This is a genomic window from Colwellia sp. MEBiC06753 (assembly GCF_053470325.1).
The window spans coordinates 77357-92384 of sequence record NZ_JBQMTM010000001.1 but is presented as its reverse complement, the minus strand read 5'-3'; the positions used below and the strand labels follow the sequence as shown (position 1 = coordinate 92384).

Below are 15028 nucleotides of genomic sequence, written 5' to 3'. Positions count from 1 at the left end.
CGGATTATTCACTATCGATTAGCCTCAGCTCGCGCTAAGGCATCACTAAACTCTAGTAAGAACGACTTAATCACTAATAAATTGTCTTTACCAACCCGCAATAAAAACTTATCGGTATCTGGCAAACTTTCTAAATTAGGATCGGCAAATTTGTACATAACACTTGGCCTTACTAGTACCATATCGTCTTTAGGTATTTCCATATCTAACACTTTATTAACCGCCTCTTGTAGCACATCGGTAAAGTCTTGTTCTGCGTAGCCGAGCTCGCCATAGGCTTGGTCAATCAGCGGTTTTAATTCAAAATACCAGTTTGCTAAACGCTCGGGCTCGAAAGATCGCAAAAAATCAACATATAATGTAAAACGTTTAGTTTGTGCTTCATCCCATTGCCACTGGTTAGCTTCAGCAGTTTGAGCATCAGGTTTAATCGCGGAAAACTTAGACGAAGGCTTAACTAACGGACTATATTCATACGAAATTAAACCTTGTGCGAAGTTGTCGGTAAAAACCACCAATCGACGCACCATGTCGTCATCAATAACTAATCGAAGCAGCTCTTTTCGCCAGGTCAATTCACTCAATTGCTGTTTGATCCAATCGTCACTTTCATTAAGGGAAGGTATAACAATCTCAGGTTCAGGCACTGGCTCTAATACTTCTGACTCTGGCGCTTCGTTAACAACTTCAAGCTCAGGCAGCGGCTCTGCCACCACCACTTCTTCAGGCTCTGCAATTGGTTCAGTTACCGGGGCAGGAGCCGGCTTGGGTAGAGTCACTTCTTTGACTGGTTTTTCCACACTCAAGTAGTAATAAATAGGTAAAACTATGGCCACCACTACAACAGCGACAATAGACCATATGATAATTTTATTGTCTTTACTTTCATTGGGCGTGATAACTTGGGTATCGCCAAGGCTTGGGGTTTGCTGAGTATCGCTAGGTTCAGGATTAGTCATAAATTCTTGTTATCCATCTATTTATACGAAAATTTAGCTATTATTTAGTTTAGCGAGTTAAGGGCAATTAGTCGCCTTTTAAAACACTCTTTTTTACTAATACCAATTGAAATAAATATTTAACCTATTCAGAACTACGTCAAGAACCTTAAGACAAAGTAAATTGGTACCGGTGTAACCACTCTCGGCTTTGTCTACTGAGTCGCCCTACTTCCTGCATCCATTCAATTGTCACCAAGGGAATTGTATAGCTATCAGTTTTTTGACGAGCTCCCAAAGGGCGAGTTTAAACGACTTATATGCTGCGTTACTGATTTTGATAAGGGAATTATCATTAACAGCAATCAAAGCCTTGCCTATAAGCCGTTTAATTCTCGCTGAATGATAAAATATTTAAGTCAATTGGTATAAGTCTAACAAAGCAGACAAAAAAAAGAGCAGCTAAGCTGCTCTTTTTTCAACAAATTTGTAATTAAATTTTAACCGTCTTTTTATTAATGTCATATTCTCGCAATTTATTAGCAATGGCCGTATGACTTAAACCTAATTTTTTAGCTAACTGGCGAGTACTTGGGTATGCAGGGTAAAGCTTTCTAAGTAGGTCAGCTTCAAACTCTTTAACCGCACTATCAAGTGTTCCTTCAAATTCTTGTTCTAAATATCCATGCTCTCTTGTGTAAGAAGGCAGTTGAAGGTGCTCAGTTTCAATAACGCGCCCTTCAAGTAAAGAGACCGCTCGAATGATGACATTTTCTAACTGCCTAACGTTTCCAGGCCAAGGATAATGCTCAATAAAGTCGCGACAATCGTCCGTTAACGTTAAATTATATTTGCCAACGGTTTGCCCTGCTTTGGTAACAAACTGTTCTGTTAATGGCAAAATATCAGCACGTCGCTCGCGTAATGCTGGAATATTCAAACCAAGTACATTAAGTCGGTAATAAAGGTCTTCTCTAAACACGCCCTGTGCAACTAAATTTAATAAATCTTTATTGGTCGAGCTAATAAAACGCACATTGACTTTAATTTCTTGCTCGTCATCAACTCGTCTAAAACTACCATCTTGAATGACTCTCAGTAGTTTTATTTGCAATTTAGGTGACATTTCACCAACTTCATCAAGGAAAATCGTGCCACCATTGGCCAGTTCGAATAATCCTCGTTTGACCTCTTTATCTTTACTCGCTCCGGAGCCAAAAAGCTCAGATTCAGCAACATCATCAGGCAACGACGCACAATTTAGCGTCATAAATGGCCGCTCTGAGCGATCACTGGCATCGTGACAAGCTCTGGCAATTAATTCTTTGCCAACACCTGTTTCACCAGCAACTAGCATTGATGAATCGAGTAATGCCATACGTTTAGCTTCGCGCACAACTTTACGCATAGCACTACTTGAGGTTTGAATACTGGCAAAACAATTTTCATCCACTTGCTTAAACGCACTAATTTGCTGGCCAAGCCTTGCTTCAGATTTAAGAATAAATACCGCGCCGGCAATAATTGTTCGCCCCGACTCACCAACAACTTCAATCGGTAATATATCTGCAACAAAGTCTTCATCTTTAAATTTAACGCGACGAGTTTGTGCTAATACTTCTTTAGACTCTAACCAGCGACCAATATTGAAACCCTTTACCCAATGGCTTACGTGGCTACCGATGACATCAATTAACTCATCACCAATTAACTCAATCGCAACTTCGTTAACACCTCGGATATTGCCTTTGGTATCAATTGAAATAAATGGATCAGGAAAAGTTTTAATTAAAGTGGCTAATTCATTGCGTTCACGCTCTGACGGCATATAGGGGGTAGTTTTAACATCTTTTACCCCTTCAATTAGTCGTAATTGCGGCATAAAAGATTGTAAATCGGAAAATTCTAGATCTGGGATATGAACAAAGATATGACCTGTTTCAGTAACGGCATCAATACCTTTGATATTAATTTTATATTCTACGAAAACGCCTAATACTTCTTGCGCGATACCAACTCGGTCTTCGCAAACAATTTCCAAACGCATTAAAAAGCCCCCATCAATGAATGGAGGCTATTGTAAACTATTTTATACGATAATAAAGTATTTAATGTACAGATTTAGTCAGCTAATAATAAGTCTGTTTTAGCTGCACAAATAAAGTCATTTTTGTGAAGTCCTTTAATAGAATGACTCCACCAAGTAACTGTTACTTTACCCCATTCCAGCAAAATAGCTGGATGATGGAACTCTGCTTCAGCAAGCTCTGACACTTTATTGGCAAATTCCCACGCTAGTTTGTAATTTTTAAATTTATATACGCGCTCTAACATCATAATGCCATCGCGTACTTCTGGTACCCAGTCAGGTATTTCTCTAATTAAAACCGCTAATTCTTCTTCGCTTACCTTTGGTGCATCAACATGACACGCTTCACATTTTTGAGTAGATAATTCAGCACTCATTTTTTAATCCTTAACTTGCAATTTTTTCTTTTGGTGGGAATTTAGGAGCATGTAAGCCAAGTGCTTTCGCTTGCTCTACTAATGACATCAAATCTAATGCGCGAATCGCATCAAGATCTGACATTTTTTCAATCATAAAATAAAGCGGCTGCATAATATCAATGCGGTACGGCGTTCTAAGTACATCAACCACTTGTTCTTCATTGGTTAAATAACGACGTTCGGCAATCGCTTCTTGCATGGCATAGTCAGTTTCACCTGGTGACGATAAAATACCACCGCCGTAGATACGTAACCCGTCAGGTGTCGACATCAAGCCAAACTCAACAGTAAACCAATAGAGTCTTGCTAAAAACACTCGATCTTCTTTTGATGCCGCCAAACCTAACTTACCGTAAGCTTCAGTAAACTTAGCAAACGCAGGGTTGGTTAACATGGCGCAATGACCGAAGATTTCGTGAAAAATATCCGGCTCTTGCAAGTAGTCAAACTCGTCTTTGCTACGAATAAAGGTGGCTACCGGAAACTTCTTCTCAGAAAGTAAACGGAAAAACTCACCAAAGCCGATTAATGCTGGAACTTCTGCACACTCCCAACCAGTTTCTGCGCGTAATACTTTACTTACTTCTTCTAATTGCGGTACGCGATCTAGCGGTAAGTTTATTTTGGCTAAACCCGACATAAACTCATCGCAGGCTTTACCTTCAATACATTTTAATTGGCGGGTAATTAACGCCTGCCAAATTTCATTTTCTTCTTCCGTCCAATGAATAAAACCATTTTCATCAGAGCTTTTGGAGACATACTTCGTTGCCTTCCCCATTTTAGTTACCTTCAACCTTACTGTGTGGAAATCCACATTAGCTAACCTCATAGTAAGTGAAAAAAATCAATTTTGGGAAGATCTAAAAAATAGAGCAAATATTCAGTGTTTTGAAAATTTGTACATAAAAAGTTACGCGATTTGTCAACCTATCAAGCCTTTTGATTTGACTTGAACAAGTGCCTAATTTGCCCGACCACTTCTTTGCGAACTTGAGACAGTTTTGGTGCATTGTCATCAAAAGGAATTGGTCGACACAGGTAAATCGTTTTTAAACCTAAACGTGCCGTTAACATGCCAGCCCCTAAGCCTTGTGCAAGCCGCCCAGATAACTTTCCTAGTAAGTCAGCGCCTAACATATCGGCGCTCACATCGACGATTACTTCACTGGCTCCGGCATAAATCATATTAATAAATACCTGTTTCACTAGTTTAATTCGACTCCAATAACCGAGTTTTAAACCGTATAGGCCCGCAACTTTGTCAACCAAGGTTAAGTTGCGCCACACCATAATAAACATATCTAACAAGGCTATAGGGCTAAGTGCCACTAGTACAACAGACTCTGATGCATAGCGCGCCACTTCTGCCATCGCTTTTTGATCGGTTTCAGTTAACACCTCACGCGAATATAAGGATAATAATTCTTGATCTGAATATTCCTGGCTTAAAACATTTTGCCAGCGCAGTTCTTGCTCACTCGTGAGGTCATTCGATAGACTTTTGCTAACTTGTGTTAATAATGTTTCGGCTTTGCCATGACTATTTTCTTCCGCTATCGCGGCTAATTGCACCCGCAGTTGCTCACGCTTTTTCAATTGGCGCAGGCCGCTGAATTCTTTTATTAAACTACTTGCTGAAAATATTCCTACACCAACCACTAGTACGCCATAAAGTGACGTTAGAATGGGTGACTCAATAAAGCCATTGATAAAAAAGTCATATAGTTCAATACCAACAACGGTTACTAAAACTAAGAGTAATAATGGGCTAAGCCAGCTGCGAGAGTGACTAGTTTCTGTTGCCATTAATTCATCTTCAACGGCGATACTTGCATCCGCACTTTGCCAGTCATCATTGTCAACGATTACTTGCTGAGTTAACGCTAAATCACTTGGTTGCTGAACATTAATTTCTTGCTCTTCAAATAATATTTGTTGCTGATATTTTGAATTGTCACTCATGACATTTTATCTCCTAACAAAAATTGTAATACTTGATCAATACGCAAGTGAGGTAGCGTTTCATGCTTGGCAATAGCATGGTTTGGTGCGAAATTAATGAAATTAAACTTATGCTGCTGCCAAAATTCACTGTCAGGTAATTTATTGGGTACGCTGCCAGGGAATAATGTCGTCATTTGGTTGGTATCAGCCGCTCGCCCTCTAATTACTGGCATCGCCGTACCTTGATGGTGACTAGTACCGCTTTCAGTGGTTTTTACTGAGGCTATTGCCATGGTTTTCATTGATACAGCATCAAAGGTTAATTGCTGTTTAGTACTGTGTATCAATTGGTTTAGCAAGGCTACCAAATTAGGGTGCTGCTCTGGTGTGACATGATCCGCTTTAGTAGCGGCAAATAGCAAACGATCAATATTAGGTGAAAATAACCGCGTGAGAATATTCGACTTTCCATATTGGTAGCTTTCCATGATCATATTAATTGCCATTTGCAGATCATTAAAACTATCAACACCGTTATTGAGTGGTGTTAAGCAATCAGCCAAGACAATTTGACGATCAAACTTTAAAAAATGCTTTTTATAAAACTGCTTTACTACCCGTTCACGGTATTCTAGAAATCGTGCGCGGAGAGTACCGATAAAGCTAGTATCATCGGCATTTTGATAGGCATTACCATCAAGCTGTTCAATTGCGCTAAATGGAAAGAACTCAAGTATTGGCGCACCTTTTAACTCCCCCGGTAAAACAAATCGCCCAGGCTGGATAACGGATAAGCCCAACTTTTCGCGGAACAAATGTAATAAGCCGGTATACTCTTTGGCAATATCGGCAATTTCTTCTTCGTCAGCAGGTTTTAAAGGGTCAATAGCGTTTACTTTTTTTAGCCAATTGGCAGCATATTCATGGCGAGGCGTCGTATTAAGCAAAGCGACCATTTTTTCTGACCATTCTTCAAAAGTCAGACTCAGCATAGGTAAATCTAATAACCACTCACCTGGATAATCGGTGATATCTAAAGTTAACGTTGCCATTTCAGTGGCATATTTTAACAATGAATCTTTCGGCTTATATTTGATCGCTAAGCGTAATTCACTAATACCTTTAGTTGGCTCAGGCCAATTTGGTGGTGATTCGCTTAATGCTGCTAATGCTTGCTCGTAATCAAAGCGAGCAACATGCATATTTTTTTGTGCGACACGCTTAGCCGCAATAAAGCGCCCTTGGTGAACTGGATTAAAAAACGCAAGTTGTGAGTCATCATTTAAATTAACTAGCTGATTAACCAAGGAAGTAATAAAGGCAGTTTTACCACTACGACTTAACCCCGTTACCGCTAAGTTTACATGTTGATCTAACGTGCGATTTAATAAATCGTTTGCTTTATTTTTTATCGTTTCGAAGGTTTCGTTTTTGATGAACGACATAGCATTTTACGGCGTTGAGTCTAAAAGTATTTTTACTGATGGTATCGGTTTTTTTCGATGAATAATACCAATTGAATTAAATATTTAACCTATTCAGCGCTATATCAGAATAGTGGGAACAATGATCAAGTAATTCATTCGGTTGGTATAGAAGGTAGTTAAATTTAAAGCAGCGAAATGCTGCTTTAAAGTTTATTGATTTCCCGTGATACGGTAAATTCAGGCGATGTAACATAGCGTTCCATCATTCTTAGCTGCGCTTCCATTGACATATATTTGCGACGAATATCATGAAACGCTTGTTTAGGTGGTTCACCCGCTTGCCAAATTCGTGCTTTCACTTTAATTGACTCTGATGAGGTATCTGATTTATCGCCAGCTACGTTAGCACTAAACTCTTCACCATGATGCTCTGCATGCACAGTTGCTGCTGTTTTTTTATCTAAAATAAACCAAGCAGCGATATATAAGAACACTAACCATGGCATGCCAAACAACACACCTGAAACCATTAAAATTCGAATTAACCAAGTTTCCCAGCCAAAGTAGTTTGCTAAACCGGCGCATACCCCGGCAATTTTGCCTTGGCTGGGGATGCGATATAACTCCCCACGACATTTGCTACTCATACTTTGTTTCTCCAATCTGGTGACTCAGCATCCAAAATCGCTTCTAGGGTTTTAATTCTGTCAGCCATTTTGTCTGCCAATTCTGAAAGCTCAGACAATTGAACATACTCTTCTTCACTTAACCCTTGGCTGATTTGTCGCTTACTGCGGTAGTGCAAAATTAACCAAATCGGCGCAACAACCAGCATAAATATAATGATCGGGGCTACAATAATTTCTTCCACAATACTTCTCCTTCAATCTTGCTGATAGCTTGGCTAATTACTTTTTATCTTTTTTATTAAGTTTAGCTTTCAATTGCGCTAATTCATCATCGATGTTGTCATCGTTTTCTAATTCAGCAATTTCATCGGCAAGCGATTTACTGCCTAAGTCATGCGCTTCAACTTGCGCTTCTAAATCATCAATTTTACGCTCATAGCGGTCAAAACGACTTAACGCATCATCAACGCGTTCACTGTCAATATTACGCTTCACTTTTAAACGTGAACTTGCGGTTTTTTCACGCATCACAATCGCTTTTTGACGTGCCTTGGCATCTGCTAGTTTTTCTTGCAGCTGCGTGATTTCACTTTGCAACTTAGCAATATGATCGTCAACATGAGTTAGCTCATCTGCCATTGATTCAGCGCTATCAGCACATTTTTTCTTTTCAACCAATGCTGCGCGAGCTAAATCTTCACGGCCTTTGTTTAATGCAAGTTCTGCTTTGTCTTGCCATTGCTCTGCATCTTTTTCGTAACGTGCTATTTGACGAGATAACTCTTTTTTATCTGCCAGTGTTTTTGCCGAGCTAGAGCGCACTTCAACTAGCGTATCTTCCATTTCTTGAATAATAAGGCGAACCATTTTAGCCGGATCTTCTGCCTTATCTAATAATGCATTAATATTTGAATTAATGATGTCGGTAAATCTAGAAAAAACACCCATAACAACTTCCTCAATATAGTTTACGTGCAATTCGTGTTACAGATAGGTTATTCATTATCTAAGCCAAGTTGACAGAAACACCTTAACCACTTGTAAAATATATATTTATTTATTTTTATAAAAATACTTCAAACTCCATCGTTAATAAAATACACTATTTGTTAGTGAAATAAACTAATAATTAGGATCTACATGGCACGCTTTAGTCAACAGGACAATTTGATCGGCCAGTCCAATAGTTTTCTTGAAGTTTTAGAACAAATCTCCCAAATTGCCCCATTGAGCAAACCTGTCCTTATCATTGGAGAACGAGGAACAGGTAAAGAACTCGTCGCGGCTCGTTTACATTACCTATCTAAGCGTTGGGAACAAAACTACCTTAAGCTCAATTGTGCAGCCTTAAATGAGAACTTGTTAGAAAGTGAATTGTTCGGTTATGAAAGTGGCGCTTTTACTGGCGCTAACAAACGCCATGAAGGTCGTTTTGAGCGTGCTGATAAAGGCACATTATTTTTAGACGAAATTGCAAACACCTCAGGGCTTATTCAAGAAAAACTCTTACGTGTCGTTGAGTATGGCGAGTTTGAGCGTGTTGGTGGCTCTCGTAGCATTAAAACCGATGTCCGACTCATTGCCGCGACTAATGAAGATTTACCAAGCCTTGCCGAACGCGGCGAATTTCGAGCTGACTTACTCGACCGTTTAGCATTTGATGTAATAACGTTGCCACCGCTTCGAGAGCGTGTTGAAGATATTCTTATTCTTGCTGAGCACTTTGCCATTAATATGGCGCGCGAATTAGAGTTTGAATTATTTAGCGGCTTTACTGAAAAAGCCAAGCGTTCGTTACTGGAATACCATTGGCCGGGTAATATTCGCGAACTTAAAAATGTCGTAGAACGTAGTGTTTATCGTTGCAACAATCCACATCTGCCAGTGCATGAACTTGTCATTGACCCATTTGAGTCGCCTTATCGACCAACTGAGCGCGTTAAAACGAGAGATAGAGTGGCGGAGCCAATTTCACCAGCCCCAGTTGCAACAAACTCTGACACAGAAACTCAAGTATCAGCGCACGCTTTGCATTCAACACAAGCGATGCCGTCAAGCCAAGACATTCCTCAAAGCTTTCCTGCATCACTGAAGAATTTGTCACAAGACTTTGAAATTAAGTTAATAAAATCAGCTTTAGCCTCTTGCCAATTTAATCAAAAGAAAACGGCAGAAGCACTGGAATTAACCTACCATCAATTAAGGGGTTATTTGAAAAAGTATAATTTACTTGATGGAAGTAATGTTGATGAAGGTTAACTGTTTTTTCACAGTAGCTTTATCCGTGTTTTTTGTTTCCTTGCTAGGTGGCTGTGAAATAGATAATCACACGATCGCGAAAAATAGTCTGATTTACTGTGCAGAAGGGCAACCGTTAACGTTTAACCCGCAAACGGATACCTCGGGTACAACAATTGATGCCATTGCCAATCAACTTTATAGTCGGTTAATTCGATTTAATAATGACAATAGTATTGCGCCAGCGCTAGCTAAATCATGGCATGTAACCCGTGACGGCAAAATGATCACTTTTTATCTACGTAAAGATGTGACTTTCCACCGCACCGATTATTTTACGCCATCTCGTAATTTTAATGCTGATGATGTCGTCTTTAGCTTCCAACGAATACTCGATCCTGATCATCCATTTCACGCAGTTTCAGGCGGGAAATATCCGTTTTTCCAAAATGTTGGCTTTAGCGATAATGTTGAAGATATAGAAAAAATAAATGACTACACCGTACGCTTTAAACTCTATGAAGCAAATAGTTCATTTTTAGCTAACCTTGCTACCGACTACGCGGTCATATTGTCAAAAGAATATGCCGATCAATTAATTTCGCTTAATAAAAAAGATGATATAGATACTAAACCTATCGGTACAGGCCCTTATAAACTAAAAACCTACCAACCTGGTACCCTATTGCGCTATTTACGTCACGACAGTTACTGGCACAATCAAGTAGCACTTAAGCAATTGGTGTTTGATATTACTGCAAGCGATACTGGCCGTTTAACCAAATTACTCACCGGTGAATGTGATGTTATTGCCTACCCGATTGCCGCGCAAAAAATTCAGGAAAACCCTGAATTAATTATCGAAGAAGTGACCTCTTTTAATATTGGCTACCTTGGTTTTAATACCCAAAAACCGCCATTTGATAATGCACTGGTAAGACAAGCTATTAGCTATGCTATTAATAAGCCAGCCATCATTAATGCTATTTATGGTGGTCGCGCTGAAATCGCTAACTCAATACTGCCTAAAACGTCTTGGGCTTATGATGCAACCCTCCCTAAACAAGAATACTCCCCTAAAAAAGCCAGAGCACTTTTGGAGCAGGCAGGCTATAAAAATAATTTGTCATTTGATATTTGGGCAATGCCCGTTCAACGGGCTTACAACCCAAATGCATTGACCATGGCAAAACTTATTCAGGCCGATCTCAGTGCTATTGGCGTAAAGGTCGATATTGTCACTTACGAATGGTCAACGTTTTTACGTAGGGTCAGTGCCGGTGAGCATCAAAGTGTACTATTGGGGTGGAACGCCGATCACCCAGATCCTGATAACTTCCTTACCCCGTTATTAAGTTGCAGTTCCGCTGAAACTGGCAGCAACCGGGCACTGTGGTGCGATCAGGAGTTTGATAGCTTGCTCAAACTTGCGCTACAAACCACTAATATCAATCAACGTAAAAATTTATATCGTCAGGCGCAAATGATCATTCATCAGCAACTGCCTATTTTACCTATTGCTCACTCGAAACGCTTTCAAGCTCGAAATAAACAAGTAAAAGGAAAGTTACTGAATTCATTTGGTGGCGTTAACTTTGCTGAAATAAGTAAAGAGGTGAGTACCGACTAATGCTGATTTTCACCTTAAGAAAACTCAACCTCTTTATTTTTACTATGGTGCTACTGACCGCGCTAAGCTTTAGCTTGTCGTTTTTATTTCCCGGTGAACAACTGATTAATTTAACCGGACAAATTAATGCAAATGAAAGTGAGCTGGCAGCTTTAGCACAAAGTTATCGCCAAGACGCCAATATTTTTATGCAATATTTTGCTTACCTTGGCCATATTTTTTCTGGTGATTTTGGTTTTTCAATGACCGACCAAAGTAATATTGGCCAAGAAATATTTCGCCTGTTACCCGCCACCATAGAGCTCAGTTTATGTGCCTTTATATTAGCAACGATTATTGGTATTCCGCTGGGGTTCATTGCTGCAATCAATCACAATAAGCCGGTAGATAATGTCATTTTGGCTATCTCAATGCTCGGCTACTCAATTCCTGTATTTTGGCTTGGTTTGCTGTTCATTTTAACCTTTTCGATTCAGCTGGGCTGGTTACCATCTGGCGGCCAAATCAGTTTACTTTATGAAATTGAACATCGCACCGGCTTTTTGTTTATCGATATATTACTCAGTGACAACGAATATAAATGGCAAGCACTGCAAAACTCTTTTGCTCATATGATATTGCCGGCACTAGTCATTGCAGTGGCACCTTCAACAGTGTTTATTCGACTTGCTCGCTCAGCAATGTTAGCAGTACTTGAAACCAGCTATATCCGCGCGACGAAAGCCAAAGGCTTAAGCTTTACTCAAATAATTTTCCGCCATGCTATTCGTAATGCCCTGATTAAAGTCATCCAACATATTGGTTTACAGTTTGCAAACCTAGTGACTTTAGCCATGATCACCGAAGTTATTTTTAACTGGCCCGGTATTGGCCGTTGGCTAATTGAAAGTATTTATCAGCGCGATTACACCGCAATACAAAGTGGCTTACTTGTGCTGTCGGCTTTTATCTTTATTGTTCATACCATCACCGATTACAGTTATGCCGCGTTAAATCCGTTAGCGCGAGGAGCAAAATATGGCTCGCGATAAAATTTATCAAGAAGAAGAATTTCCATCGCCACTTGTTCAGTTATGGCTGATTTTTCGACGAACTCCAACCATTATGATTGGTTTATGGGCATTTGTATTTTTAATTGTATTAGCCATATTTTCGCCGCTTCTAGCGCCTCACTCATCGGTAGAAAGTAATGTCGCAATGGCGATGTTGCCGCCAGCCTGGGATGATAATGGCAATATATCTTATTTATTAGGTACTGATGATTTAGGACGCGATATGCTATCGCGCTTAATGCATGGCACTTCCCTAACCTTTGGTTTAAGTTTTATTGTGGTTATTATCGCAACGGTTATCGGGGTATTTATTGGCTCGCTTGCCGCATTAACAACTGGCATCAAATCTAGCTTTTTAAATCACTTTTTAGATGTCGTATTGTCAATTCCTTCATTGTTACTTGCCATTATCATAGTTGCGATTCTTGGCGCAGGTTTAAGCAATACTTTATGGGCAATTGTCATGGTACTAATTCCACAGTTTGTTCATATTACTCGAAACGCAGTTAAAGAAGAGTTTGCCAAAGACTATGTGCTAGCATCGAAACTTGATGGTGCCAGCCCATTGCGTATTTTACATTATTCTGTACTGCCAAATGTTATTGAAAAAATTGTCAGTCAAGCCACGTTTGCACAATCTGCAGCTATTTTAGATATCGCCGCCTTAGGCTTTTTAGGCTTAGGCGCACCAATTCCATTGCCTGAATGGGGGGCGATGTTAGCCAGTGGTTTTGATTTGTTTTACTTAGCCCCATGGACGGTATATTTACCAGGCCTAACCATTTTGTTTGCCGTTGTCGCCACCAATTTAGTTGGTGAAGGATTGCGCCATGCCATTAAACAAAGAAAAGTGCACTAATGAACTTATTCGATATTAGAAACCTCTCTATAGAGCTTACTGGCGAAAAGCAAAAAACCTTAGCTGTCGAGCGTGTCAGTTTAGCAATGAAAGAAGGTGAAGTGCGTGGCTTGGTTGGTGAATCTGGTTCCGGCAAATCTTTGTTAGCGCAAGCAATTGTAGGCGTATTAGATGACAAGTGGCACGTAACTGCAGATCGTTTCCACTGGCGTGGCAAAGAGCTGTTACATTTGCCGCTAGAAGAACGCAAAGCAATCATTACCAAAGATGTGGCAATGATATTTCAAGAGCCAATGTCATGCTTAGATCCGACAACGACTATAGGTGAGCAACTTGCAGAGGCGATTGATACATCTGAGTTTACTGGCTATTTCTGGCAACGAAAAGCTCAGTGCCGAGAAGAGGCGATTCGGTTATTACATAAAGTCGGCATAAAAAAACACACTATGTGTCAGAAAAGCTACCCACATCAATTAACTGAAGCGCTATGTCAACGCGTCATGATCGCCATGGCATTAGCCAGAAAACCTAAACTACTCATTGCTGATGAGCCAACAGCTTCAATGGAAGTGACCAATCAAGGGCAAATATTTCGCTTGCTAGCCAGCCTTAACCAGTTAAAAAATATGTCGATACTGCTTATCAGCCATGATTTAGAAAGTATCACCCACTGGACCAACACGATCACTGTAATGTACAGCGGTCAGTTTGTTGAAGCAGGCACTACAGAGCAAATATTTAATCAACCGTACCACCCTTACACTCAGGCACTGCTCGACAGCAGTTTGAACGCAAACAGTAATGTGCCAGCAAAATCTCGACTGATGGCGCTACCTGGTAGTATCCCAATTTTACAGCACTTACCTATAGGTTGCCGGTTAGGACCACGTTGTCCTCGTGCACAAAAAGCCTGTGTGGTCGCACCTAAAGTTAAAAATTATCACGGTCATCAAGTAAGTTGTCATTATTCGCTTAAGGATCTGTACTAATGTCTGCATTACTTGAAGTCGAAAATTTAAGTAAAATCTATAAAGTGAAGAATAGCTGGTTTACCAGCAGAAAAGTTGTGGCGTTAGAGCCGTTATCTTTTGAACTTCAAGCGCAACAAACCTTAGCAATAGTAGGCGAAATGGGCTCTGGCAAATCAACCTTAGCTAAACTCCTTGTTGGTGCAGAAACTCCCACCACTGGCCAAATTAAGTTAAACGGTCAGCTACTCGAAGCTGGAAATTTCAAACAACGCTGCCAATATGTGCGGATGATTTTCCAAGACTCTTCAACCACGTTAAACCCAAGCTTAACTATTGGTCAACTGCTTGATGAGCCATTAAAACTTAATACGGCGCTCAGCGAGTTTGAGCGCACGGTAATGATCCGTAATACGTTATTAAAAGTGGGCTTACTACAAGAACATATGAACTTTTACCCTCATATGTTTTCTGGGGGACAAAAACAGCGTATTTCGCTAGCGCGGGCAATTATTTTATCTCCTCAAGTGGTTATTTTAGATGAAGCGCTTGCGGCTCTAGATCCCTCACTACGTTCACAAATGATCAACCTACTATTAGATCTTCAGCAACAAATGGGCTTAGCGTTTATTTTAATTTCGCATAATTTAGGTATTGTCCGTCACTTTAGCGATGATGTTATGGTGTTATGTGATGGTAAAGTAGTGGAGTACGGAAAAACCTCGCGCGTACTAAAAAAACCATCACACAGGTACACCCAAAAGCTGATAATGAATCAGAAGCTACAAATCACCGGCAAGTATTAACTAACAACAAAACGAGCTCTAGAGAA

General features: G+C 40.0%; 15 protein-coding genes. 6 read left to right on the top strand and 9 right to left on the bottom strand.

What is annotated here, in order from left to right:
• Positions 1 to 11 precede the first annotated feature (11 nt).
• From ACOB82_RS00425 to pspA, 9 genes are all read right to left on the bottom strand, one after another.
• Positions 12 to 959 carry a DUF3014 domain-containing protein gene (locus ACOB82_RS00425; RefSeq protein WP_448210931.1) on the bottom strand — a complete coding sequence of 316 codons (948 nt, stop codon included), beginning with the start codon at positions 957 to 959 and terminating at the stop codon, positions 12 to 14.
• Between the two features lie 472 nt (positions 960 to 1431).
• Positions 1432 to 2985 (bottom strand): transcriptional regulator TyrR, encoded by a 1554-nt coding sequence (gene tyrR, locus ACOB82_RS00420; RefSeq protein ID WP_448210930.1) that lies wholly within the window; start codon positions 2983 to 2985, stop codon positions 1432 to 1434.
• Positions 2986 to 3059: 74 nt separating this feature from the next.
• Positions 3060 to 3404, bottom strand: a complete 345-nt coding sequence (locus ACOB82_RS00415) for a 4a-hydroxytetrahydrobiopterin dehydratase (protein WP_448210929.1) — start codon at positions 3402 to 3404, stop codon at positions 3060 to 3062.
• Positions 3405 to 3414: 10 nt separating this feature from the next.
• Complete coding sequence (gene phhA / locus ACOB82_RS00410) at positions 3415 to 4227, bottom strand: phenylalanine 4-monooxygenase (RefSeq protein ID WP_448210928.1); 813 nt, start codon at positions 4225 to 4227, stop codon at positions 3415 to 3417.
• A gap of 152 nt (positions 4228 to 4379) precedes the next feature.
• Complete coding sequence (locus ACOB82_RS00405) at positions 4380 to 5411, bottom strand: YcjF family protein (protein WP_448210927.1); 1032 nt, start codon at positions 5409 to 5411, stop codon at positions 4380 to 4382.
• Positions 5408 to 6838: a YcjX family protein gene (locus ACOB82_RS00400; RefSeq protein WP_448210926.1), complete on the bottom strand. Its 1431-nt coding sequence runs from the start codon at positions 6836 to 6838 to the stop codon at positions 5408 to 5410. The genes ACOB82_RS00405 and ACOB82_RS00400 overlap by 4 nt, the downstream gene beginning before the upstream one ends.
• Positions 6839 to 7023: 185 nt before the next feature.
• Positions 7024 to 7467 carry an envelope stress response membrane protein PspC gene (gene pspC, locus ACOB82_RS00395; RefSeq protein WP_448210925.1) on the bottom strand — a complete coding sequence of 148 codons (444 nt, stop codon included), beginning with the start codon at positions 7465 to 7467 and terminating at the stop codon, positions 7024 to 7026.
• Positions 7464 to 7691: an envelope stress response membrane protein PspB gene (gene pspB, locus ACOB82_RS00390; protein WP_169076673.1), complete on the bottom strand. Its 228-nt coding sequence runs from the start codon at positions 7689 to 7691 to the stop codon at positions 7464 to 7466. Before pspB ends, pspC begins: the two co-directional genes overlap by 4 nt.
• A gap of 37 nt (positions 7692 to 7728) precedes the next feature.
• The gene (gene pspA, locus ACOB82_RS00385) at positions 7729 to 8397 is read right to left on the bottom strand and encodes a phage shock protein PspA (protein WP_448210924.1); all 669 of its coding nucleotides are present in this window, start codon (positions 8395 to 8397) and stop codon (positions 7729 to 7731) included.
• Between the two features lie 192 nt (positions 8398 to 8589).
• Between pspA and pspF the strand changes: the two genes are divergently transcribed.
• From pspF to ACOB82_RS00355, 6 genes are read left to right on the top strand one after another with little or no spacing between them, the layout of a single operon-like run.
• Positions 8590 to 9708, top strand: coding sequence for a phage shock protein operon transcriptional activator (gene pspF, locus ACOB82_RS00380; protein ID WP_448210923.1), 1119 nt, complete (start codon positions 8590 to 8592; stop codon positions 9706 to 9708).
• Positions 9698 to 11317: an ABC transporter substrate-binding protein SapA gene (sapA, locus tag ACOB82_RS00375; protein WP_448210922.1), complete on the top strand. Its 1620-nt coding sequence runs from the start codon at positions 9698 to 9700 to the stop codon at positions 11315 to 11317. The genes pspF and sapA overlap by 11 nt, the downstream gene beginning before the upstream one ends.
• A complete protein-coding gene (locus tag ACOB82_RS00370; RefSeq protein WP_448210921.1) occupies positions 11317 to 12348 on the top strand; it encodes an ABC transporter permease in 1032 nt (343 codons plus the stop codon). Before sapA ends, ACOB82_RS00370 begins: the two co-directional genes overlap by 1 nt.
• Entirely contained in the window at positions 12335 to 13228 is an 894-nt protein-coding gene (locus tag ACOB82_RS00365; protein ID WP_448210920.1) for an ABC transporter permease subunit, read from the top strand. Before ACOB82_RS00370 ends, ACOB82_RS00365 begins: the two co-directional genes overlap by 14 nt.
• Positions 13228 to 14217, top strand: a complete 990-nt coding sequence (locus tag ACOB82_RS00360) for a peptide ABC transporter ATP-binding protein (protein WP_448210919.1) — start codon at positions 13228 to 13230, stop codon at positions 14215 to 14217. Before ACOB82_RS00365 ends, ACOB82_RS00360 begins: the two co-directional genes overlap by 1 nt.
• Complete coding sequence (locus tag ACOB82_RS00355; protein WP_448210918.1) at positions 14217 to 15002, top strand: peptide ABC transporter ATP-binding protein; 786 nt, start codon at positions 14217 to 14219, stop codon at positions 15000 to 15002. Before ACOB82_RS00360 ends, ACOB82_RS00355 begins: the two co-directional genes overlap by 1 nt.
• Positions 15003 to 15028: the final 26 nt, after the last annotated feature.